Annotated in this window: 21 protein-coding genes, 1 tRNA gene and 1 pseudogene; 9 read left to right on the plus strand and 14 right to left on the minus strand. The window is 65.3% G+C overall.

All coding sequences use genetic code 11. The annotated features are described in order from the left end of the window. Positions 1 to 197: 197 nt before the first annotated feature. From ACIBJI_RS36310 to ACIBJI_RS36320, 3 genes are all read right to left on the minus strand, one after another. On the minus strand, positions 198 to 1346 hold the full coding sequence (locus tag ACIBJI_RS36310; RefSeq protein WP_397087809.1) for an acyl-CoA dehydrogenase family protein: 1149 nt from the start codon (positions 1344 to 1346) through the stop codon (positions 198 to 200). After that, positions 1346 to 2575: an acyl-CoA dehydrogenase family protein gene (locus ACIBJI_RS36315; RefSeq protein WP_397087811.1), complete on the minus strand. Its 1230-nt coding sequence runs from the start codon at positions 2573 to 2575 to the stop codon at positions 1346 to 1348. Before ACIBJI_RS36315 ends, ACIBJI_RS36310 begins: the two co-directional genes overlap by 1 nt. Before the next feature lie 120 nt (positions 2576 to 2695). Further along, positions 2696 to 3241: a YdcF family protein gene (locus ACIBJI_RS36320; protein WP_364355956.1), complete on the minus strand. Its 546-nt coding sequence runs from the start codon at positions 3239 to 3241 to the stop codon at positions 2696 to 2698. A 149-nt stretch (positions 3242 to 3390) separates the two neighbouring features. On the opposite strand from ACIBJI_RS36320, the gene ACIBJI_RS36325 reads away from it, so the two are divergent. Then, positions 3391 to 4713, plus strand: a complete 1323-nt coding sequence (locus ACIBJI_RS36325; protein WP_364355959.1) for a UDP-glucose/GDP-mannose dehydrogenase family protein — start codon at positions 3391 to 3393, stop codon at positions 4711 to 4713. A gap of 151 nt (positions 4714 to 4864) precedes the next feature. Next, positions 4865 to 6196 carry an Hsp70 family protein gene (locus ACIBJI_RS36330; protein ID WP_364355962.1) on the plus strand — a complete coding sequence of 444 codons (1332 nt, stop codon included), beginning with the start codon at positions 4865 to 4867 and terminating at the stop codon, positions 6194 to 6196. Between the two features lie 448 nt (positions 6197 to 6644). Here the strand turns inward: ACIBJI_RS36330 and ACIBJI_RS36335 are convergent. The 3 genes and pseudogenes from ACIBJI_RS36335 to ACIBJI_RS36345 all read right to left on the minus strand — a co-directional run. Next, a pseudogene (locus tag ACIBJI_RS36335) lies at positions 6645 to 7913 on the minus strand (YibE/F family protein); the annotation flags it as partial. A 409-nt stretch (positions 7914 to 8322) separates the two neighbouring features. After that, a complete protein-coding gene (locus tag ACIBJI_RS36340) occupies positions 8323 to 9579 on the minus strand; it encodes a pyridoxal phosphate-dependent aminotransferase (RefSeq protein WP_364356100.1) in 1257 nt (418 codons plus the stop codon). A gap of 342 nt (positions 9580 to 9921) precedes the next feature. Further along, on the minus strand, positions 9922 to 11316 hold the full coding sequence (locus ACIBJI_RS36345; protein ID WP_364355965.1) for a helix-turn-helix transcriptional regulator: 1395 nt from the start codon (positions 11314 to 11316) through the stop codon (positions 9922 to 9924). Positions 11317 to 11574: 258 nt separating this feature from the next. Here ACIBJI_RS36345 and ACIBJI_RS36350 point away from each other — a divergent pair, with 258 nt between their 5' ends. Then, positions 11575 to 12024: a hypothetical protein gene (locus tag ACIBJI_RS36350; RefSeq protein WP_364355968.1), complete on the plus strand. Its 450-nt coding sequence runs from the start codon at positions 11575 to 11577 to the stop codon at positions 12022 to 12024. Positions 12025 to 12429: 405 nt separating this feature from the next. Here the strand turns inward: ACIBJI_RS36350 and dcd are convergent, their stop codons facing one another. After that, positions 12430 to 13002: a dCTP deaminase gene (gene dcd, locus ACIBJI_RS36355; RefSeq protein WP_364355971.1), complete on the minus strand. Its 573-nt coding sequence runs from the start codon at positions 13000 to 13002 to the stop codon at positions 12430 to 12432. Positions 13003 to 13109: 107 nt separating this feature from the next. Here dcd and ACIBJI_RS36360 point away from each other — a divergent pair, with 107 nt between their 5' ends. The 3 genes from ACIBJI_RS36360 to ACIBJI_RS36370 are packed head-to-tail and all read left to right on the plus strand — an operon-like array spanning position 13110 to position 15003. Continuing rightward, the gene (locus tag ACIBJI_RS36360) at positions 13110 to 14156 is read left to right on the plus strand and encodes an iron-containing redox enzyme family protein (RefSeq protein ID WP_364355974.1); all 1047 of its coding nucleotides are present in this window, start codon (positions 13110 to 13112) and stop codon (positions 14154 to 14156) included. 12 nt (positions 14157 to 14168) lie between these two features. Continuing rightward, positions 14169 to 14810, plus strand: a complete 642-nt coding sequence (locus ACIBJI_RS36365; RefSeq protein WP_364355976.1) for a HemK2/MTQ2 family protein methyltransferase — start codon at positions 14169 to 14171, stop codon at positions 14808 to 14810. After that, positions 14794 to 15003: a CDGSH iron-sulfur domain-containing protein gene (locus tag ACIBJI_RS36370; RefSeq protein ID WP_364355978.1), complete on the plus strand. Its 210-nt coding sequence runs from the start codon at positions 14794 to 14796 to the stop codon at positions 15001 to 15003. Before ACIBJI_RS36365 ends, ACIBJI_RS36370 begins: the two co-directional genes overlap by 17 nt. Positions 15004 to 15058: 55 nt before the next feature. On the opposite strand, the gene ACIBJI_RS36375 is transcribed toward ACIBJI_RS36370, so the two are convergent. The 4 genes from ACIBJI_RS36375 to ACIBJI_RS36390 form a co-directional block, all read right to left on the minus strand. After that, positions 15059 to 15129, minus strand: a tRNA-Gly gene (locus ACIBJI_RS36375). A 152-nt stretch (positions 15130 to 15281) separates the two neighbouring features. After that, the gene (locus ACIBJI_RS36380; RefSeq protein ID WP_364355981.1) at positions 15282 to 15611 is read right to left on the minus strand and encodes a hypothetical protein; all 330 of its coding nucleotides are present in this window, start codon (positions 15609 to 15611) and stop codon (positions 15282 to 15284) included. A 116-nt stretch (positions 15612 to 15727) separates the two neighbouring features. Further along, entirely contained in the window at positions 15728 to 16024 is a 297-nt protein-coding gene (locus tag ACIBJI_RS36385) for a hypothetical protein (protein ID WP_364355984.1), read from the minus strand. Next, positions 16011 to 16235 carry a hypothetical protein gene (locus ACIBJI_RS36390; RefSeq protein WP_357475788.1) on the minus strand — a complete coding sequence of 75 codons (225 nt, stop codon included), beginning with the start codon at positions 16233 to 16235 and terminating at the stop codon, positions 16011 to 16013. The genes ACIBJI_RS36385 and ACIBJI_RS36390 overlap by 14 nt, the downstream gene beginning before the upstream one ends. A 106-nt stretch (positions 16236 to 16341) precedes the next feature. Between ACIBJI_RS36390 and ACIBJI_RS36395 the strand changes: the two genes are divergently transcribed. Then, positions 16342 to 17130 carry an alpha/beta hydrolase gene (locus tag ACIBJI_RS36395; RefSeq protein WP_364355988.1) on the plus strand — a complete coding sequence of 263 codons (789 nt, stop codon included), beginning with the start codon at positions 16342 to 16344 and terminating at the stop codon, positions 17128 to 17130. On the opposite strand, the gene ACIBJI_RS36400 is transcribed toward ACIBJI_RS36395, so the two are convergent. Genes ACIBJI_RS36400 through ACIBJI_RS36410 form a run of 3 tightly spaced genes read right to left on the minus strand, consistent with a single transcriptional unit; the run spans position 17114 to position 20113 of the window. Beyond that, positions 17114 to 17761, minus strand: a complete 648-nt coding sequence (locus ACIBJI_RS36400) for a TetR/AcrR family transcriptional regulator (RefSeq protein ID WP_364355991.1) — start codon at positions 17759 to 17761, stop codon at positions 17114 to 17116. The two genes, ACIBJI_RS36395 and ACIBJI_RS36400, sit on opposite strands and share 17 nt — an antisense overlap. A gap of 4 nt (positions 17762 to 17765) precedes the next feature. Further along, the gene (locus tag ACIBJI_RS36405; RefSeq protein WP_397087843.1) at positions 17766 to 18557 is read right to left on the minus strand and encodes a crotonase/enoyl-CoA hydratase family protein; all 792 of its coding nucleotides are present in this window, start codon (positions 18555 to 18557) and stop codon (positions 17766 to 17768) included. A gap of 23 nt (positions 18558 to 18580) precedes the next feature. Next, positions 18581 to 20113: an acetyl-CoA acetyltransferase gene (locus ACIBJI_RS36410; protein WP_397087814.1), complete on the minus strand. Its 1533-nt coding sequence runs from the start codon at positions 20111 to 20113 to the stop codon at positions 18581 to 18583. Positions 20114 to 20222: 109 nt separating this feature from the next. Here ACIBJI_RS36410 and ACIBJI_RS36415 point away from each other — a divergent pair, with 109 nt between their 5' ends. Continuing rightward, positions 20223 to 20972, plus strand: coding sequence for a crotonase/enoyl-CoA hydratase family protein (locus ACIBJI_RS36415; RefSeq protein ID WP_364355997.1), 750 nt, complete (start codon positions 20223 to 20225; stop codon positions 20970 to 20972). Positions 20973 to 21151: 179 nt separating this feature from the next. Further along, the gene (locus ACIBJI_RS36420; protein WP_364356000.1) at positions 21152 to 22261 is read left to right on the plus strand and encodes a DUF4185 domain-containing protein; all 1110 of its coding nucleotides are present in this window, start codon (positions 21152 to 21154) and stop codon (positions 22259 to 22261) included. Positions 22262 to 22303 lie beyond the last annotated feature (42 nt).

Raw genomic sequence — 22303 nt, forward strand, 5'->3', positions numbered from 1 at the left:
CAGTCATCCAGGAGCGGGAGTCGGTGGCTACTTTCCGGTGAAGGAGGGTGGGCGTTTTGTAGGAGGGCGAGGATGCCTTCGCGGAGGTCGGGACTGGAGAACTCGATGCCAGACTACGATTCAGCGCTGGCCGGACGGGGTAGAGATGAGCGAGTCGACCGCGGCGGTGCTGGCGCAGATCGTCCAGCCGGCCCTGGCTACGGCCTCGTCAATGCCACGTAGCGAGCGAGATGCTGGTCGCTGGAGCCGAATTCGTATTCGATCGCGGTCAGGCGTTTGAAGTAGTGGCCGATCGCGAGCTCTTCGGTCATACCCATGGCACCATGCAGCTGCACGGCATTCTGGCCGATGAAGCGCGCGGCCCGACCGATGGTGACCTTCGCGGCCGAAACCGCACGCGCTCGGTCCGCCGCTGCCGCACCCAAGGAGTAGACGGCCAGATACACCGCGGCAATGGCCTGCTCGAGCTCGATGTACATATCGACCATGCGATGCTGGAGCACCTGGAAACTGCCGATCGGCTGGCCGAACTGCTGCCGCTGTTTGGCGTATTCGACGGTGTCCGCCAGCACCTTTCGCATGCACCCGACTGCCTCGGACGCGATCGCGGCGATCGCCTCGTCCGCCGTTACATCGATTGCATCCCATGCCGCACCCTCGGCACCGAGCAGCGCATCGGCCGGCAACCGGAACCCGGTGAAGGTGATATCGGAGCCGACCCGGTCGTCGATCGTCCGATACGAATGCACCTCGACACCGGCGGGCGGATCGGCGGCATCGAATTCGGCGATGAACAGCGAGATTCCGTCTTTATCGCGCCGATCACCGGCGGTGCGCGCGGTAATGAGCAGGTGCGTGGCCAGCGGCGCACTGGTCACGACGGTCTTGATGCCATCGAGCACCCACTCGTCACCATCGTGACGCACGGTGGTCGATACATCGTGCAGCGTCTGCCCCGAGCTCGGCTCCAGCGCCGCGAACGCGGTCCGCGCCGCACCGGAAACGATCTGTCGCAGTACCGAATCCGCGCGATCGCCGCCGAAACGATTCAGCAGCCCAGCGCCGACCACCACAGTATCGATATAAGGCTCGACGACCAGCGCGCGGCCGAGTTCCTCGGTGATGATCATCAGCTCGACCGGCCCACCACCCATGCCATCGACCCGCTCGGGCAGGGTGGCGCCCAGAATGCTCAGCTCCTCGGCGAATCCGCGCCATACGCTCGGCTGCCAACCGGCATCGGATTTCGCCGCGCCCCGGCTTTTGTCCAATTCGTAACGGGCGCCGAGGAATCCGGCCACCGCGTCGCGGAGCAGTTCCTGCTCATCGGTGAAGGTGAAGTCCATCAGAGCCCCAATGCTGCCTTGGCGAGAATATTTCGCTGAATTTCGTTGCTGCCCGCATAGATCGAGCCCGCCCTGTCGTTGAAGTAGCGCAGCGGCGCGACGGCCTGCCAGTCCGCGCCGCTGTGATAACCGTCAGCGGGCGGGGTGAATTCGGCGATCGGCCCACCTGGCGCGGTGGCATGCGGCTGATATACGCGCCCGCGCGGACCGGCTGCTTCCAAAGCCAATTCGGTGAGCCGCTGACTCAATTCGGTGGCCAGGATCTTGAGCATCGAGGATGCCGGACCCGGATTCTTGCCCTGCGCCATCGCCGAAAGCGTGCGGTACTCCAGGATTTCGAGCACCTCGGTGCGGATTCGAGCCTCGGCGAGTTTCGCCGCGAATGCCGCGTAGTCGATGAGCGGATTGCCGTCGGGTCCGGTCTGTCCGGCCGCGGCGGTGGCCACATCCTGGGCCATGACCTGCAGCATCGGCGCGGCCGCACCGCCACGCTCGTGCACGAGCAGATATTTCGCCACGGTCCAGCCGTCATCGATGCGACCGAGCACATTGGCTTTCGGCACCCGGACGTTATCGAAGAAGACCTGGTTCTGCACCTGTTCGCCGGAAGTCATCACCAGCGGGCGGATCTGGATGCCCGGCGTGGTCATATCGATCAGCAGAAAGGTGATGCCCTGCTGCTTCTTACCCTCGCGCGAGGTCCGGACCAGGCAGAAGATCCAATTCGCCTCGGTGGCGTGGGTGGTCCAGATCTTGCTGCCGGTGCAGACGAAATCGGCGCCGTCATCGACGGCGGTCATGCTCAGCGAGGCCAGGTCCGAACCGGCCTCCGGTTCCGAATAGCCCTGGCAGAAGAAGATTTCCCCGGTCAGGATGCGCGGCAGATAGAAGGCTTGCTGTTCCGGCGTGCCGAATGCGACGATCGCGGGCGCGACCATCCGGATGCCCATCGGCGAGAGCGAGGGCGCACCGGCCAGGGTCGACTCGCGATTGAAGATGTAGTGCTGGGTGAGGCTCCAATCGCAGCCGCCGTGCTCCACCGGCCAGGCCGGTGCGGCCCAGCCGCGCTGGTGCAGGATGTGCTGCCACCGCATGCTCGCCTCATGGTCCGGGTACACGCTCGTCGCCAAGCGTCCGGCCCGCCGCAGCTGCGGCGTCAGCTTCTCGTCGAGAAATGCGCGAACCTCGTCGCGAAAGGCCAGATCGGCCGCTGACCAGTCGTAATCCATCTGCCCTCCGGAGGGATCTGCGTCATTTCATCGGGTCGTCCTGCGGCCCCATGAGACGCAATGTACGTCTGTCTCAGCCCGAAAATCAAACTGATGCCAGCTGCCTGCACTTGCGTTGTGTCAGCAGTCTTCGAAGAAGGCCTTGACGTATCCAGCGGACTGATAGACGTAGTCGTAGGCCCACCTGGCGACCGAAAGACGCGGCCGTGGATCCACCATGAGCACCTCGCCGTCCCAGCATTTCCCGAGGACGTAGCGGGCCCGCGAAATATGCGGCGTGAAGGTGATGACGATGACTCGACGCCAACCTTCCGCCGCCGCGAGTTCGGCGAGCTCCCGACCCTCGCCGCGCGTGGTGCGCGGCGACGGATCGAAGCAGGTGACCTGAAAGCTATAGCGGCTGTGGCAGATTCGATTCACCAGCGCGCTGTTTTCATATGGGTCGGAGAACAGCACCCGGGGCGCGTAGCCCTCGCTCGCCAACCGCAGCCCCAGCTTCTCGCGCCCATCGTGCGCACCGCCGAGCACGAGAATCGCATCGGCTTTCGCGGGCACGTCGACCTGCGGCCGGACGTAAACCGGCCACAGACCAGCGACCAGCGCCACCACCGCAACGCCGAGTACTGCCCAGGCGCTGCGTGCCCGAATGCTGCGCCGGCGTCGCACGAGATCGATCGTAACCGGGCCGTCAGCGGAGGGTTTGCGCAGGTCAGCAGGGCTATCCGCGATTCATGTCGCCACCTGTACATCTGCTGTTGCGCAGACCCTTGCCTCGCTGACGTGGGGCGGCCATCGGCGGGACCTATCAATCGATCATGCGATGCACAGTCTTCGGAACCGGGTACCTCGGGGCCACGCACGCGGCGTGCATGGCCGAACTCGGACACGATGTAATCGGCGTTGATATCGATCCGGGCAAGGTCGCGAAGCTGTCCGATGGCGTGGTGCCGTTCTACGAACCCGGGCTCGAGGAGGTGCTGCGCCGGAACCTGGATGCCGGCCGGCTGCGGTTCACCACCTCGTATGCGGAGGCGGCCGACCACGCCCAGGTGCATTTCCTCGGGGTCGGGACGCCGCAGAAGAAGGGCGAGTACGCCGCGGACCTGAAATATGTGCACGCCGTGGTCGATACGCTCACCCCGCTGCTGGAGCGGCCGTCGGTGATCGTCGGAAAGTCGACGGTGCCGGTCGGAACCGCCGCCGCATTGGGTGCGCGGGTCCGCGCGCTCACCGACGCCGAGGTCGAGGTGGCCTGGAATCCGGAGTTCCTGCGCGAGGGTTTCGCGGTGAAGGACACGCTGCGCCCGGATCGACTGGTGCTCGGTGTGGATCGCGAACGTGAAAGCACGGCCTGGGTCGAGGAATTGGTGCGCGAGATCTACGCGGACCTGATCGCGGCCGAGGTACCGTTCCTGCTGACCGACCTGGCCACCGCCGAATTGGTCAAGGTCTCCGCAAATGCCTTTCTGGCGACCAAGATTTCCTTCATCAACGCTGTCTCCGAAGTCTGCGAGGCGACCGGCGCGGATGTGACCATGCTGGCCGACGCTCTCGGCTACGACGCGCGCATCGGCCGTCGATTCCTCAATGCCGGACTGGGTTTCGGCGGCGGCTGCCTACCCAAGGACATCCGCGCGTTCATGGCGCGCTCCGGCGAACTCGGCGCCGATCACGCGGTGGCCTTCCTGCGCGAGGTCGACAACATCAATATGCGCCGCCGCACCAAGATGGTCGATATGGCCGCGCGGGCTTGCGGCGGATCGCTGCTCGGCGCCAACGTTGCGGTGCTCGGCGCGGCCTTCAAACCCGAATCCGACGATGTGCGTGACTCACCCGCGCTGAATGTGGCCGGGATGATCCAGCTGCATGGCGCGGTGGTGACGGTGTACGACCCGAAGGCGGCGGAGAATTCGCGACGGGTCTTCCCCACCTTGAACTACGCGACCTCGGTGACCGATGCCTGCGATCGCGCCGATGTGGTGCTGGTGCTGACCGAGTGGGACGAATTCGTCGCATTGCGTCCGCAAGACCTCGATCCGGTGGTTCGCAAACGGTCGATCATCGACGGACGGAACTGTCTCAATCGTGCCACCTGGAGAGATGCCGGATGGGTGTACGCCGGACTCGGCACACCGTAGAGTTGCCTGCGACACGGGGGCGACAGCGGGACGATCAGGTCCTGCCTTCGGGTCTGTCGTACGTCGACGGTAGGGTCCCGAGGGCGGGCCGATCCACCGGCGGGCGGCGCAGGCTCGCATGTCGTGATGTGTGAAACGGGATGGGCAGCTGATGAGTTCGGTTCTGGGAGTTTCGGTGGGGGCCGGCGCCGTCCGAATGGCGCGACCACACACCGCGAGCCCCCACGGCCCCATCGCCCCGCATTCCTTCGATCTGCAGACCATTCCGGTCGTCGAGCACCAGGTGGAGGAGCTGGCCGCCGAGGCGATCGGCGTGACCCTGGAATCCATGCCGGGTATCGCGGCCACCGCGATCGCCTACCGCAGTGAGCAGCATGCCAAGGCGCTGCGCGCGGCCTTGGCGCGCCAGCAGCTCACCAATTACGAACTGGTGCCCGAAATTGTCGCGGCGGTCGAATTCGCGCAGGCCACAGGCGATATTCGTGGTATTTCCTCACTCGTCGTGTATGACCTCGGCAGCTCCGGTCTTACGGTCAGCGTCGTCGACACCCAGACCCGTGAGATCCGTCACAGCGAACGGACCAGCGATATCAGTGGTGACTACCTGGATTCGCTGATCCGCGAACAGCAGATCGCCTCGGGCCGGATCGCGCATCCGCCGGATTCGGCGGGGCTGGCCGCGCTGGACGCGCTGTGCCGCGAGGCCAAGGAGCAATTGTCCTCGAATACCGCAGTAGCGCTGCCGAGCGAACAAGGTCTGGTGCTGCTGGCCCAGGAGAATTTCGAAGCCCTCATCATGCTGGCGATCGAATCGTCGGCGCGGATGGCGCGCGATGTCATCGTGCGCTCGGATCGTCCGGTGCACGGTGTGCTCGCGATCGGCGGTTGTGCGCGAATTCCACTGATCGCCAAGGTGCTCGAACGCTGGATGGGCGTGCCGGTCATCGTGCCCGACAGCCCAGAGACAGTGGTCACCCGCGGTGCCGCCCTGATGGCGCGTCCGGTGCGTACGGTAATCCAGCCCCCGCAGCGGCACCCGCCCGCCGCGGATCCGATGCTCGACGACGAGCTCTCGCCCGCCTGGTTGTCCGCAACGCCCAAACGTCCTCGCGGCAAGCGGGAAATCAATGGTGCGGTACTGACCGTCAGCGCACTAGCCGTCGTCGCCGCCATCGGACTCGGACTCGGTTACGGCCCACAGGTTCTCACGCGCGATTCGCAGAGCGGTGATCGTCCTACCTCCGTCTCCCCGACCAGCCCGCCGCGCACCACCACCCTCGATCCGCAGATCGCCGTCGCGCCCGCCAGCACCACCGAATCCAGCGAAGCGGTGGCCGCCCCTCCACCCCCGCGCCGCACGACAACATCCGAGGCCGCACCCACACCCGGCCCGAATACCATTGTCGTGCCAGGCCTACCGCCGATTGTGGTACCGACAATTCCGCCCGAGGTCTTCCCCTTCCCGCCGCCCGCACCGCGCTGAGTTCGGACTGGTTTCCGCGCCCTGCGTGGTCCGACGACGTGAACGCACAGCCCCTTTTAGTCGCGACCACATGTGCGAACGCGTGTGTGCACCGTGTAGTCGTCACCCGCGAAGGCGGCGGCTACCTCCTATGCCCTGGGCTGTCGTCGCCCCAAGGGTCTTCGTATCCGCGCGGTTCCGGCCTGGGGTAGCCGCGGGGGTCGGTGTCGTAATCGGATTCGTGCTCTTGTGGTTCAGTGCCGCGATAGCCGCGATCGCGGTCGTACGCCCGGGGATTCGGGGTTTGATCGTCCCAGGTGATCTGCCTGTGCGAGCCGGTGCCCGACTCGTCGTCCCGGGATTGATCCGATATCCGTCGGCGTCCGGTATCTCTCGTATCGGTGGCCATCGCGCCGCTGGACCGCTTGGCTGGACCGCTGGCGCGCCGGGCCGCGCCGGACGCCGCGGTCTTCGCATGACGTGAGTGCCGTGCCGGCGCAACGGGTTCGGGCTTGTGCCCGAAGGGACGGGCGAGCATTACAGCGATCGCCGTGGTCAACGGGACCGAAAGCGCCAGCGCGATGCCGCCGACGGAGGAGCGAGCGATTTCGATCGCGACCGCGTCACCGGTCAGGACGTCGCGGATGGAGCGGCCCGCGACGCTGAACAGCAGCAGCAACGGGAGCGCGCCACCGGCGTAGGCCAACACCAGGGTGTAGACCGTGCTCGCGATGTGGTCGCGGCCGACGCGCATGGCTGCGGCGAAAACCTCGCGACGCGAGGCGGATTCATCGATGGCGGCGAGTTCGAAGGCGGCCGAGGCCTGGGTGATGGTGACGTCGTTGAGCACACCGAGCGAACCGATGATGAAGCCCGCCAGCAGCAGGCCGGTAATGCTGACGTGCTGAATGTAGGTGGCGACGTTGGTGTTCTGTTCCTCGGATAGCCCGGTCAGATGGGTGATCTCGATGGCGATCCAGGACAGCACTGCCGCGACGATCATCGAGGTCAACGTGCCGAGCAGCGCCGAACTGGTGCGCAGATTCACACCGTGCGCGAGATACAGCACGGCATACAGGATCATCGCACCCGCAACCAGCGCGACGGGAATGGCGGGCTTACCGTCCAACAGCGCGGGCAGCATGAACAGCACGAGCACCGCGAAGGCGAAAACCAGCCCGAGCAGCGCCCGCAACCCGCGCCAGCGCGCCACCACGATCACCACGACGACGAAGGCCAGCACGATCAGGGTCAGTGGCAGCCCGCGCGAGTAGTCCTCGAACGAGTACAGCGGCATCCCGCTCGGATCGGTCTGCCGCACGATCCGGATGTGATCACCGGCGCGCAGATCGGGTTGTCCTGGGCCGGGCGCGATTTCGAACAGGGTGTGATTGCCCTTGTGGGGACCGGAATCGATGCTGATCAGACTGCGCTGACAGGTGTAGCCCGCGGCACGCGGCTGTTCGGGCTTATCGATGAACACCTTGCCGATCGAACTGCTGCCGCAGGCGCCGACGTCCTGCATCACCACGGTTCCGGCCTCGGTCTGCACCGCGCCACCGCCCGCGTTCTGCATCGGCAGTGGAATATCGATGTGCTGGCTGCTCGGCCACAGCACGATCGCGGCGAGCACGACCACGACACCGATCGCGGCGAGCAGCCCGACGACAACGCGGGCCGCGGTCGCGCCGATCGCGATGGGGCCGGAATGGTCGTGGTGATGGTGATGATCACTCATGGCTCACCGGACTCCTACCTTTTCGTCTGTAGTCCAGGGTGCGAGCTTAAAGGATTTCATTTTCAAGATCGGATTCACGGACCGACAGCGACCGACAGGCCAGTCATGAAAGATTCCGAATGGAAAATCGGGAGGGGGCGGCGGAGAGCAGGGGGATGTCTCCGCCGCCCGCAGGTCGGCGCCCAGGGGGGTAGGCAGCCTAACCCGAGGTCAGGTTGTCCAGGGGGGGTAGACAACTTGACCGGGCACTCGAAGTGCCAAGAGACACTGTACACAAAAAGTCTCGTTTAGCGCTAGCTAGTAACTAAAACTCTTAAATATCCGTACGCGGGGTATGTTTTGACCCCGGAAGCAGGGCGATCCGGTAGCCGAGCGCACGCTGGCGCGGGAGATCAGACCGCCCAGCCCGCTACTGCCGGTAACTCGACAAGAAGTTCCCGAAGCGCTCGATGGCCACCGCGAGATCGCGCGCCCACGGCAGCGTGACGATCCGCAGATGATCATGATTCGGCCAATTGAACCCGGTGCCCTGCACCATCAAGATCTTCTCTTGCAACAGCAGATCCAGGATCAGCTTCGAATCATCGTGGATTTCATAGACGTTCGGATCCAACTTGGGGAACGCGTAGAGCGCACCCTTCGGCTTCACACAGGAAACGCCCGGGATCATATTCAGCCGTTCCCACGCGACATCGCGCTGCTCGAGCAGTCGCCCACCGGGCAGGATCAGATCCTCGATGCTCTGGTGTCCGCCGAGCGCAACCTGAATCGCATGCTGAGCAGGCACATTCGGGCAAAGCCTGGTCGAGGCGAGCAGATCGATGCCCTCGAGGAAACCAGCCGCATGCTCCTTGGGTCCGGTGATCGCCAACCAGCCCGAGCGGTAGCCCGCCACCCGGTAGGCCTTGGAGAGCCCGTTGAAGGTCAGGCAGAGCAGATCGGGCGCGAGCGTCGCCAGCGAAATGTGCTTTGCATCGTCGTAGAGGATCTTGTCGTAGATCTCGTCGGCGAGCAGCAGCAGCTGATGCTTGCGCGCGAGGTCGACCAGCTGCTGCAGCACCTCGGTGGAGTACACCGCGCCGGTCGGGTTGTTCGGATTGATCACCAGCAGCGCCTTGGTCTTATCGGTGATCTTGGATTCGATATCGGAGATATCGGGCTGCCAGCCGTTGGATTCGTCACACAGGTAGTGCACCGGGGTACCCCCGGCCAGGCTGGTCATGGCGGTCCACAGCGGATAGTCCGGCGCCGGGATCAGCACCTCGTCACCATTGTCGAGCAGCGCCTGCATGGTGATGGTGATCAGCTCGGACACGCCGTTACCCAAGTAGACATCGTCGACATCGAGTTCGGGAAAGCCCGGGACCAGCTCATAGCGAGTCACGATGGCGCGCCGGGCCGAGAGGATGCCCTTGGATTCGGAATAGCCCTGGGCATACGGCAGCGCGGCGATGATGTCGCGCATGATCACATCCGGCGCCTCGAATCCGAACGGCGCGGGATTGCCGATATTCAGCTTGAGGATGCGATGCCCCTCCGCCTCCAGCCGTGCCGCATGCGCGCCCACCGGTCCACGAATTTCGTAGAGGACGTTCTGCAGCTTCGTGGATTGCTCCAGCACGCGCGGCGGATGGTGCGGTAGATGGCTAGGACTCACCTTGCCTATGGTGCCATCTGTATTTTTGGCAGCGCCTTCGGCGCTGCGTGTTCGCGGCCCCCTGGTGTCTCGCGTCCGAGCCGCCGAGACTCGCGACTTCGTCGCATGCGCTTCGACGACTCGGACGCGAGACGGGCCGCGAACGGGTCGCTCGTAAGACTCGCTCCGTGGTGGTCGGTAGCGGCGGGACGTTCAGCACCTGATGCACGCATGCAGCAACGGCGAGCCCCGCGCCCGCAGCGCACGCTTCGACAACTCGAACGCGACACCCGCCACGAACTCCTCGCTCGTAAAACTCGCTCCGTCGGGGCTGAAGCACGGAAGTGGCCTGATGTCAACTGCTGGGCCGGCTCAAGACGACGAGTTGCCCGGCGGGATACCTTTGGCCGCAGTGGATCCGCAGAACTCTTCGATTTTTTCATCGAGTAATCGCGCCTCGACGGCGTCGCGGAACTGCGGAGCGGCGATCCGCCGCCGCAGCCCGATGAGGCGTTCCTCCAGTTGAGCGATGCGCTTGTCCTCAGCTAGGCCGAGCACCGGAAGCAAGGCGGCGGACGCACCGTCCAGACTGCCGTTGATCAGATACGCCGCGGCGCTGTCGACCCGGGCCATCGCCTCGGTGCCATAGGAGCGCCGCTCGGACGGCCCATTCGCATACAGCTCGATGGCCTGCTGCGTCGCGGCCAATGCGGGTTCGGCCTGACCGAGATGGATATAGGTCGCGCCCGCGTAGTAATGGGCCTTGGCCTCGTTGAAGCCGAAGACGCCGCCGACCTCGTCGTGCAGTGAGTCGGTGGCGGCCACCTCGCGGGCATCGTCGGCGGCCCGAATGCAGCGATCGGCATCGGCGTCACTGCCCAACCGGGACCAGATCCTGGCCTCGATATTCAATAGTCGAACCCTGGCCGTGGCGGATTCGGCGAACTCCTGCCCGCTCTGCGCCAGCAGCACGCCCCGACGCGGCCGATCCGACCAGTATTCGATCAGCGCGTGCATGCCCCGGGTCCAGGCGCGCAACCCGTTGTGACCACACAATTCCGAATAGGCCCAGGCCGCCCTGATCTGCTCGCCGGCGGCATCGAGATAGCCGAGGTCGGTGCTCGCATTGGCGAGCAATCCCGACAGCGTGCCGGCCAGCAGGTACAGATGGCTGGTATCGGCGGGGCGCTGATGCCCCTCCAACAGGCGGTAGACCCGGCGTCGTACCCGCAGCATCTCCACCATCATCGGTACCGGCGGGATGTGCACATATTCGTTCGCGATGCGCGTGACATCAGCATCGAGCTGTTCCAAGGTGGTGGCTCCCACATTGGTGCTCTCGGCCTGGCCGGCGTGCTCGCTCGCCTCGTGGGCAGCCGCCATAATCAGATCCCTCTCCGAAATCGCCGCTAACGCATCACCTCTCATCGCACCGGCGTCTATGAGAGCCAAAAGATCCGCGTCACTGGAATAGTTGGCGCGGGCCGAGGCATCGGCCCGCCTGTCGAATCCGGGCGCGGTCGGTCGATCGCTTACGGGTTGATCGATCATGGCCGCGAACCGTGCCCGGACAACATCGTCGGACCTGGCCAGGGAGGTATCGAGGGCGGCTTGATTGACCGGACGCGGATGGACCCGCGCACCGCCGGCCTCCCACTTCGATACGAGGCGCTCGTGCACTCCCAGATGTGCCGCGAACTCCCGGATACTCATCCGCCTGGCATCGCGAAGGGCGCGGGCCTCCTTACCTGACCACTGCCGGACCACGATGTCATCCTTCCGAACGAACTTCTTCTCAGAGTACGAGCGGTTTGTGAGTGCGGCCACAGGCAAAAGCATTCCGCTATCGGCGGCGTGCGCGACGGGCCCAGAGGCGGTAGCGAAAGCGTGACCACGTAGGGCCCCGGAAACGCCGCAAATCCAATACCGAGGCAGCGGAAGGGCAGTGGAAGGCGGGCGGGTGGGCAATTCCCGAATCGCCGTCTGGCACAGGACCCTTGGACTCGAGGAGGCAAGGAGTTGGCCGTGAATGTGGAGAAACTCAGAACAGTCGACGATTGGGTGGCCTATTACCGGCACGAGTTCGGTTTGCCGGTCACCGAACGCGGCGGGTTCGTGATGCTGCCCGTCACCGGCCGGGTCTGCGTTGTCCATCTACCGACGACTCGGGCCGAAAAGGTCAGGGTCGCACTGGAACAGCAGGGGACGAGGGGCCCCATGCTGGCCAGGCAGATCCGCTGGAGCTTCCTCGCCGAGCCGGACAGTCGGCCGGGCGCACAGATATTGGAGGTGCTGAACCGTCTGGATATAGGCATTCCGGCCATCGGCAGTGCCGTGATGTTGCCGACCGGGCTCGGGCGGTGGACCCGGGAAGGGTGCTTCTGGGTCAACCCACCGAGTCGCGGCGACACGCTCCCACCGTTATCCGTCATCATCACGACGGCACTCGCGGTGGGGGCGGGTGGCGGGGACTGAATGCGTCGTCGGTCCCCGCCGCCGCTCGGCGCCGGGCCCACCGAGTCCGCCCCTCTTAATGGCAGTCGACAGGGGCGGGCTCGGTCGGGTGTTCGCGACCCGGTTGCACAGGCGAATGGCAGTGAAAGGGCACCGGAGCCGCGTGCCGGAGCCGAAACCCGTACGCAGGCGCAAGCTTCGAGCGAGACGAGGAAGATCGTTCGGATCAGCGCCGCGTACGGGTTGCTGCCGCGAATGCCTGTCGCTGGTCGCAACCGCCGAAACCCGCACTGCCACCGAGTAGTCGACCTAGTGGCGGGGCGTCCATCGAGCCGAGTCGAATGGTGGTACTGCACACTGTCCGGAACCGCCTTTCGACTCAGCTCGACGCCGGATGGTGGCCTCGGGGACGACTTCGAGATCGACCTAGGTGGGCAGCGGGAAGTTCAAGTAGGACCGCGAGGGCGTCGGCCCGCGCTGGCCCTGGTACTTCGAGCCCGCGCTGGTGCTGCCATAGGGGTTCTCGGCGGGGCTGGTCAGGCGCAACAGACACAGCTGACCGATCTTCATACCCGGCCACAGGGTGATCGGCAGATTCGCCACATTCGACAGTTCCAGCGTGATGTGGCCGCTGAAGCCCGGATCGATGAAGCCCGCCGTCGAATGGGTCAGCAGTCCGAGCCGTCCGAGACTGGACTTACCCTCCAACCGACCGGCCAGATCGTCCGGCAATGTGCAGACCTCCAATGTGGAGCCGAGCACGAATTCGCCGGGATGCAGCACGAACGGCTCGCCCTGGTTGGGCTCGACCAGACTAGTCAGCTCATCCTGACGTTGCGCGGGATCGATATGGGTGTAGCGGCTGTTGTCGAATACCCGGAACAGCCCATCCAGTCGCACATCGATACTCGACGGCTGGATCAGGGTTTCCAGCAGTGGCTCGACGCCGAGACGCCCAGCGGCGATCTCCGCACGGATGTCACGATCGGAAAGCAGCACGCCGACGAGCGTAGCGCCTGCTCGATACCGCTCCTCAGCCGCCATTCGGGCGCGAGTTCGACCGAAGGCACGGCGATAGATTCTTCGAGGTCGGGTATTCCGCAATCATGACAGTGGTCGACACTTCGACGCCCGTGCTGCCCGGACCGCGCGGGGAACTCTCCGCGGGGATCGTCGAGACCTTGCGCGGGGATATCGGTCATTCCGTCCCGCCCATGATCGATGCGGATCCGTACGGCGAAGATCTGCAACTGGCTCTGCAGCTGTGTTACGAGTTGCACTACCAGGGGTTCGACGGGGTCGATCCGGGGTGGGAATGGGATCCGCGGTTATTGGAATTACGGGCCGGATGCGAAGAACGGTTCCTCGACGCGATGGTGCGGGATGTGCCGGGTGGCACCGATCTGGACGCCGAGTTGGCGCAGTTGGTCACCGAGCCCACCGAGCCGACCGGCATCGGCGCGCACCTGCGGGAGGCCGGTGAATGGTGGCAGATGCGTGAGTATTTCGTGCATCGATCGATCTACCACCACAAGGAGGCCGATCCGTATGCGTGGGTGATCCCCAGGCTGCGCGGTCAGGCCAAGGCATCGCTGGTCGCGGTGGAGTTCGACGAATTCGGCGGCGGGCGCGGCGAGCGTGTGCACGCACAGCTCTACGCGGACCTGTTGGCCGCGGCCGGGCTAGAGTCCGCCTATCTGTACTACCTCGATGTGGTGCCCGCGCCGATGCTGGCGGTGGTCAACATGATGTCGCTATTCGGGCTGCACCGGCACTTGCGCGGCGCACTGGTCGGGCATTTCGCAACCGTCGAGACAACCTCGTCGCCGGGGGCGGCACGGATGGTCGAGGCCCTGCGCAAACTCGATGCGGCCCCGGCGTGCATACGGTTCTATACCGAGCATGTGGAGGCTGACGCGGTCCACGAACAGGTCATGCGACGCGATGTGATCGGCGATCTGATCGCCCGACAACCGGAGCTGACCTCGTCGATCGTGCTCGGCATCCAGGCAACCAACCTGCTCGAAGACCGCTTCGACGATCATGTTCGCGCCCAGAACTGGGCACACGGGCGCAGTTCACTGCGCAGTCCTTGGCTCGTCGAGCCCGATTCGATATCGGCCGATCCGATTGCCGAGCACTTTTCGGGTTAATCGGCGAACGTGATGTTGATTCGTCCGCCCGGCGTCTATCGCCCGCAAGCCGATACCTGGTTGCTCGCCCGCGCCATGCGGGATGCGCCGCTGCCGCCCGGCGGGTGTGCGCTGGATGCCTGCACCGGTTCCGGTGTGCTGGCGATCCACGCGGCACTGGCCGGAGCCGCGTCGGTCACCGCCGTGGATATTTCCCGAGCGGCGCTCGCCACGGCCTGGCTCAACAGCCGCATCCGCGGCATCGGGGTGGAGGTCGTGCGCGGCGATGTCGCCACCGCACTGGCCGATCGCCGATTCGATGTGGTTGTCGCCAACCCGCCCTACGTACCGAGCGCGCGCCCGGGGCGGGGGCACACGCGCGCCTGGGACGCCGGACACCACGGCCGGGCCGTACTGAACCAGCTGTGCCGCAGGTTGCCGACGCTGTTGACGCACAACGGTATCGGCCTGATCGTGCACTCCGCGGTCTGCGATCCGGATCGAACACTCACCCAACTGCGCGGCGGCGGACTGAAGGCGGCGATCGTCGCCCGGGCCGTCCTGCCGTTCGGTCCGGTAATGCGCCGGCGCGCCGCCTGGCTCGAAGCGACCGGTCTGATCAGTCCACGACAACGACATGAAGAGCTGGTGGTGATCCGTGCCGACCGAATCTGATCCGGTGCGCCGACTGTCCTTCACCGCCGACGGGCCCGTATTGGTGGAGGGCCCGGTGGAGCTGGTGACAGCCGACGGGCGGACGCTGCATTGTGACCGTTTCCAGGTGGCCATCTGCCTGTGCCGACGCTCCAAGAACTACCCGCTGTGCGACACCAGCCACCGCAAACACCGCCGCGACCCAACCGCGTAGGCCTGCGGGAAAACGAATGGCCCAGACCACGAATGTACTGGTCAGGGCCATTTTGAGCCGATGACGGGAATCGAACCCGCGCTGTCTGCTTGGGAAGCAGAAGTTCTACCATTGAACTACATCGGCAATGCGCTATGCGCGTCCGCGACTTTATCAGACCAGGCACTGCGCCGGTCAACTCCGTTGCTCGAGTCGCTGAGTGTCGAAGGTACGCAACGGCTTCAGCGGGCCACGCCCCGAACCCAGCTGGTCCGGGGCGCGTAAGGCTGATCAGCCTGTTATTTCGCGCGGCATTCGGTGAAGATCTTGGTGTTGGCCTCGCGTGCCTTGTCGGCATCAGACTGGCTCATGCCGAAGTTGTTGGCATCGGCTGCCTTGGCGTCGTATTCGTCGCTGATCATCTTGCGCAGGCCCTCCTGCGAAATGCCTTGGTCCACATAGAGCTTGGCAGCGCAGTCGGCCAGGCTCTTGTCCTTGAGTCCCTTGTCCTGGAGCGACTTGGAGAGGTCCGCTTGGGTTACCGCGGGCTGGTCCGCGCCCTTGTCGTTACCGCACGCCGCCAGTACCGGCAGCGCGACGAGCGCTGCGGCGATCAGGAAGGTCCGCACCTGATTCCTCTTCTCGATTCAGTTCGAATACACGGCCACCGCGGTGGCGCCGCAACGATAATGCCGTACGGCGCCGCGCGGTAGCCGAGCGATCGACTTCCCAGTCGGGAAGTGGGTTACAGGTCCATGGCCGCGCGCAATGCGGTATCCAACCGGTCCAGGGCATCCGCTTCCATCTCATCGATGGGCTCGGCCAACCAGCCTCGATAGATGCGACCGATATTCCCGGCATGTACCCAACCGTGCCGTTCGACGGGCACAGCCAGAATGTCCTGCGGATCCTCGTCGACGACCTCGGCGGCGATCAGCCACTGCCTCAGTGATTCATTGATGCCATCGCTGCTGATGAGCACGACGGTACGACGCCGCGGCGAACCGTGTGGGTGATAGGTCCACAGTTCACCCCTGCGCACGCATCGCCTCCTCGGCGGCGGCCAGCTCCGCCTCGTCCGCCGCGGCCAGGGCCGTCACATCGGGTACCGGGCCGACGCCGGTCCGCACGGCTTCGCGACGGGCTGCCTTCGATATCCACGCTGAGGGCGACATCCCAGCGCGGGCCGCCGCCTGTTCGGCGAAGGCCCAGGATGCCTCATCCAGCGAGAGGGTGACCTTACGCGTTGCCATACCATTTATCGTACCGCCGTTTCGGCCGACTGCCAGCGGAAATCCGGTCCCGCTCGTGGCCGGAAATCTCGGTCCGACGGGTGCGAATCGCTGTACGGTCACAGATATGACGACGTTGAACCACCACCGGGTGGGCGCGGGGGAACCGCTAGTCATGGTGCACGGCGTAGGCAGCCGCTGGCAGGTGTGGGCGCCGATAATCGACACCCTCGCCGAATCCTTCGACGTCGTCGCCGTCGATCTGCCCGGCTTCGCGGGGTCCGCGCCGATCGAGCACACCACCGTCGACACCCTCACCGAAGCGCTTGCCGACTTTCTCAAAGAACAGGGCATCGAGCGCCCGCATCTGGCGGGCAATTCGATGGGCGGACTCATCAGCCTGAACCTCGGCGCACGCGGGGCGGCCCGCTCGGTCACGGCATTTTCGCCGATCGGATTCTGGGACACCCCCGGCCGCGTGTGGTGCCAACAGTCGCTCGGCAAATCCCGCCAACTCGCCCGGGTGCTGCGTCGGTGGCTGCCCGACGTGCTCGGCACCGCCGCGGGTCGCACCGTATTCCTGTCGTTGGTCTTCGGCAAGCCGTGGGCGATCGATCCACAGGTGGCCATCGATACCGCCAGCGATGCGGCCGACGCACCCGGCTTCGAACCCGCCCTGGCCTCCTTCACCGATGCGGAATTGCACGAAATCGGTGCGCTGGCCGACATTCCGGTCACCATCGCCTGGGGCAACCGGGATATCCTGCTGACCTACGCCACCCAGAGCAGGAAGGCACGCGCCGTGCTGCCGAACGCCCGCCACGTAACGCTGCACGGCAGCGGCCACACGCCGTTCTTCGACGATCCGGCAGGCTGTGCGCGGGTTCTGCTCGAAACCATCAGCCCACGTCGCTGACCGGTCGAGTCAAGGTTGTCGGATCCGCCTCGCCGAGCAGGATCCGGACCGCATTTCCCCAGCGGTGCCGCAGGATTCGATTGCGATCCAGATCGCCGGTGAGCAGTACACGCATGGCGAGACCGGTCATGATCTCGATCGTGAATTCGGTGATGGTCGGCACCCGCGGGTCGTCCGGGAATTCCTGACGAAAGATATCGCGAATGCTGTTGTGCATCAGCTCGAATAGTCGATGCTCCAGCGGCAGGAAGGCCGCGAGCAGTTCGGAATCGGTGCGCGCGGCGACCCACATCTCCAGCGCCGCCCAGAATGACGGCCCGGTGAACATGTGCATGGTCAGCTCGACCGCGGTTTCGAGGCGATCCGCACCGACCGGAATCGCCTCGAATTCCCTTGTCAGCTGGGCGAATCGGCGCTCGGCCAGATGTTCGACGGCACCGGCGAGCAGATCGGCCTTGGTCGGGAAGTGGTGTTGCAGCGTGCCGCGCGGTACCTCGGCACGCTTCTGCACCTCGAGTGTGGTGGTACCGGCGTAGCCGACCTCCACCAGACTCTCCACCGCCGCGTCCAGGAGCCGCGTGCGCATGCGCGAGCGCCGCTGCGCCTGCGTCTCCCGGACGCGTTCGGGCATCGGATCAGCGCCCCTGCCACTGGGGTTCGCGCTTCTGCGCGAAGGCGAGCGCACCCTCGGCGGCATCCTTGGAGAACAGCGCTGGCAGCGCGATTTCGCCCTGTTTGGCGAAACCCTCGGCGACGGACCAATCCGGCGCTTCGTCGATGATCCGCTTACTCGCCGCCACCGAAAGCGGTGCGGCCGCAACAATTTCGGCCGCCAATGCCAACGCACCATCCAGTGCCGCGCCGGGTTCGGTGACCCGGTTGACCAGTCCGAGCTGGTAGAGCCGTTCGGCATCGATGCGGCCACCGGTGAGCGCCAACTCCGCGGCGATGGGGCGCGGCAACCGCTGGGTCAATCGCAGTACACCGCCGCCCGCGGCAACCAGACCGCGCTTGACCTCCGGAATACCGAACTGGGCATTGTTCGCGGCGACAATCAGATCACCGGAGAGCGCGAGTTCGAAACCACCGGCCAGCGCGAAACCCTCTACGGCCGAAATCATTGGTTTGGCAGGCGGTTTCGCGGCAATGCCCAGCGGACCTCGGTTGGGGGTAATCGGCATCTCGCCCTTGGAGGCCGCGACGAGATCCATTCCGGCACTGAAGGTTCCGCCCGCACCGGTGAGCACCAGCACACGCGCGGCGGCGTCGGCCTCGAATTCGTCGACAGCGGCCTCGATGGCCTGCGCTGTGGCCAAATTGATGGCATTGCGGGCTTCCGGGCGATTAACGGTCAATAGCGTTATCGCATCGCGCTTTTCGACCAGCACCAAATCTGGCGCACCCGTCCCCCGGCCACCAACTCCCATGGAGTCGTCGTGCGACGCTGAATTCATTTGACAGTCCTCTCGGTGCGCAAGGTGAGCCTATCGGCGGCGGTCACATCGGCCTCCGCGCCGATCGGGTCGCCGTCGGTGAACGCCGCGACGGTTTCCGAATCGGACGCCCGAACCAGTATGCGGGCACCGGCCGGCGTCAACGCGCTGATCACCACGGCCTCGGGTTCGTCGGCGTGTTCGGGCGCGGGCACCTTGCGATAGGCGACGGTATAGGCCTCGACGGTGGCCGGTCCGGTGTAGCCGGGTGCCGTATCACGCCGTGCCACCGGCACTTCCGGTTCGACGGCCCGGAAGAGTCGCGCAGGCGGGCGGGCGGAGTAGACACCGACGGCGTGCTTGGTGATATACCAGCCGAGTGCGCTCGCAAGGCCGTAGGCCGACGGGTCATCGCGCAGCCGACCGGTCAGCGTCGCGATCGAATGAGCCGCGTAGTTATTGCCGGGGCCGCCCGCGAAGGTGAGTCCGCCGGTGACCGACAGCGGACGCGCCGGATCGTCGATCGGCAGCCCGAGCGCCTCGGCAGCGACCTGCACCGCGACCGGGAAGCACGAATACAGGTCGATATGGGCGAGGTCGTCGATGCCGATACCCGCGCCCGACAATGCCGCCCGCCCGGCCGCGGCAATGGCCGGCGAACTGGACATATCCGCTCGTTCGGAGACGAACCACTCGTCGGTGGCGCTGGCCCCGCCGTGCGGAAAGACCCAGCGGTCCCTCGGCACGCCCGCCGCATCGGCCGCGGCCGCACTGCACAGGATCAGCCCCGCGCCCTGATCCACGGACAGGTTCGCGACGAGCAGCTTCGGATAGGGCGAGGAAACCATGCGGTTCGCGCGCGTCGGCGTCACGAGATCATCGATCGACTGTTCGGCGGGCTGCCACGCATACGGATTCCGGGCCGCCACCGTCGATAGCCGCGACCACAGTCCTCCGATCCGATCGCGATGCGCGGCCTCGCTCAGTCCGAGCCGTCCGCGCAGCGCGGTCTCCATCAACGCATAGAAGTAGATCGGCCCCCACAGTCCCACCGCCGTCTCCATCTCGTTATTGGGGCCGCGTTCGGTGCCGATGAGCTCGGTCGGCCGCACATCCTCGCTCTGCTCGGGCCAATCGAGTGCGACGCCGGTGCGGGGGGCGGCATTCCAAGATGCGACGGACTCGGCCCCGGTGATCAGCGCGATCTCGCACCGCCCGTCCGCGATGGCCTGCGCGACGGTATTGACCAGGCGCTGCGGCGCGTCACCGCCGAATCGCGCGGATTGCAGCGTGCGCTTGGGCGCGACGCCCAGTTCCGCCGCGACCAGCGCGCCGAGATCCGGATACGGCCTGCTGACCGGGGCCGCGGCCGCGATCAGATCGGCCGAACGCAATAGCCGCTCCCCGGTGCCGCTGTCGGTGCCCGCGCGGCGCAGCGATTCAGTGGCGAGTTCGACCGGTCCGGGCAATCCGGGCTCGCCGGCGCGGTGCACGATCTGGCCGACGCCGACGAGTACCGGCGTGCGCGGGTCCAATCCGGGTGGCAGCATAGTTCCTCCACTCTTACCGTCAATGTTGACGGTAACTTGCGTTCGATTAGAACAAAGCGCATACGCGCAGGCAATGGCTCTCGAACTGACTCACGGGTAAGATCGAGGAATGGCCTCGAACATCGCGCTACGGTTCGTCGACGACCGCGCCTACGTCACGCTGGACCGACCGGAAAAGCACAACGGCCTGACCATCGAGATGCTGCGCGATCTCGCCACAACCGCGCATACCGTCGCCGAGCACAAGGAGGTCCGCGCGGTCATTCTGTCCGGCAACGGCCCGAGTTTCAGCAGCGGCCTCGACATCGCGGGAGCGAGCCGCAATCCGCTCGCGGTCATCCGCGGCTTCATACCGCTGCCCTGGCGCGGCACCAATACCTTTCAGGAGGCCTGCTGGGCCTGGCGTCGACTCTCGGTGCCGGTAATCGCGGCCGTACACGGCCACTGCTACGGCGGTGGACTGCAGATCGCGCTCGCCGCCGACGTCCGCTTCGCCAGCCCCGACGCGGAATTCTCGGTAATGGAAGCCAAATACGGTCTGGTCCCGGATATGACCGGCGCGGCGACGCTGTCCCGGCTGATCGGCGTCGACAAGGCCCTGCTGCTGACCATGACCGCCGATATCGTGGACGCCGCCCACGCCGAGCGGATCGGCCTGGTCACCGAGGTGACCGCGGACCCGGTCGCGGCGGCGGAAAAGCTTGCCGATCGCATCGCCATCCGCTCTCCGCACGCCGTCGCGGGAGCCAAACAACTCTTCGATCGCTCCTGGCATGCCTCGGCTCGGCGCACCTTCGCCATCGAGCGGGCCACCCAGCTGCCATTGATTCTGCGGCAGGCCATATCTCGTAGTCGCTGATCACAATTCAGATAGCGCGATGCTTACAATCTTTCAGACGAATCACCCAACCCGCCAATTTCTCCGGTTTCGCTGTTAGCATTCTGAACGATTTGCCAGCCAGCCGAAATGTGACACGACACACGGTGTGGGGGCCTGCGTATCGTGCCACTTCGGCCAGAACCGGAGGGCTTTGAGACTTGCACAAAACCGCGTCCGCCTTGCTCTCGGCACTGGCAGGAGCTTCGGTATTGCTCCTCGTAGCGACAACACCAGCCACTGCAAACCCCAATGCGATCAACCCGATCCCGGTACTGAACGGCACCAATGGACTACCAAATCTGGGCGGCCGAACCAGGGCGGTATTCCAGGTGACCGGCATGGCCAGCCCGAACAACACCCAGGCCTATAACGTGCTCGGCACCGATCTGGGCATCATGTGGGATAACGGCAACGGCGAGATGCTGACCGCATTCGGCGATACCGCCGGACTCGGCCTGCCGAATCTGCTCGCTGGCAGCACATGGGCGTGGCGCAGCAATATTCTCGTGCGCAGCCACACCCACGATCCGTCCAACGGCATCTACTTCGACAGCGTCGTGCGCGATATCTTCGGCCAGGCGCGCGATCTGATTCCGAGCCCGAAGATTCCATTCATCGAGATCAGCCGGATCCCCACCGCGGGCATTTCGGTCGGCGGCGTTCAGTACATGAGTCTGATGTCGGTGCAGAGCTGGGACGATGTCGGCAGGTGGACCACGAATTTCTCCGGCCTCGCCGTCTCCGGTGATAACGGTGAGACCTGGGCCGAGCTACCCGAGACCCGGCGGCCGAATGAGGGCGGTAATGCCAACTTCCAGATGAACGCGTTCCTCAAGAACGGCGGTTACGTCTACGAATACGGCACCCAGTCCGGTCGCAACCGGGCGGCATATATCGCACGGGTCCGGGAAGGCGATATGGCGAATCTAGGCGAGTACGAGTACTGGGACGGCGAGCACTGGAGCAAGAAGGGCGACGTCAACGCCGCGGCGCCGATCATGGGGGGCGTCGGCGAGATGTCGGTGATGTACAACGAGTACCTCGGCCAGTTCATCTCGCTCACCACCGACCCGTTCAACTCGGTTGTGCTGCGGCGGGCCAGCTCACCCACGGGTCCGTGGAGCGATCCCGAAGTGCTGATCGACACCCGCGAACTCCCGGCCGCATACGCCCCGTCGATCTTCCCGTACCAGACCGGACGCGACCTGTACTTCGTCACCACGGTGCACACCCAGTACAACGTGGTGCTGATGCGGACAACGCTCTAGCCCCGTTGTCCTTCCCAACGGCACATGGCCGCGGCATTCCCC

The sequence above is a fragment of the Nocardia sp. NPDC050408 genome (assembly GCF_044458905.1).
In the GTDB taxonomy this organism is placed as follows: domain Bacteria; phylum Actinomycetota; class Actinomycetes; order Mycobacteriales; family Mycobacteriaceae; genus Nocardia.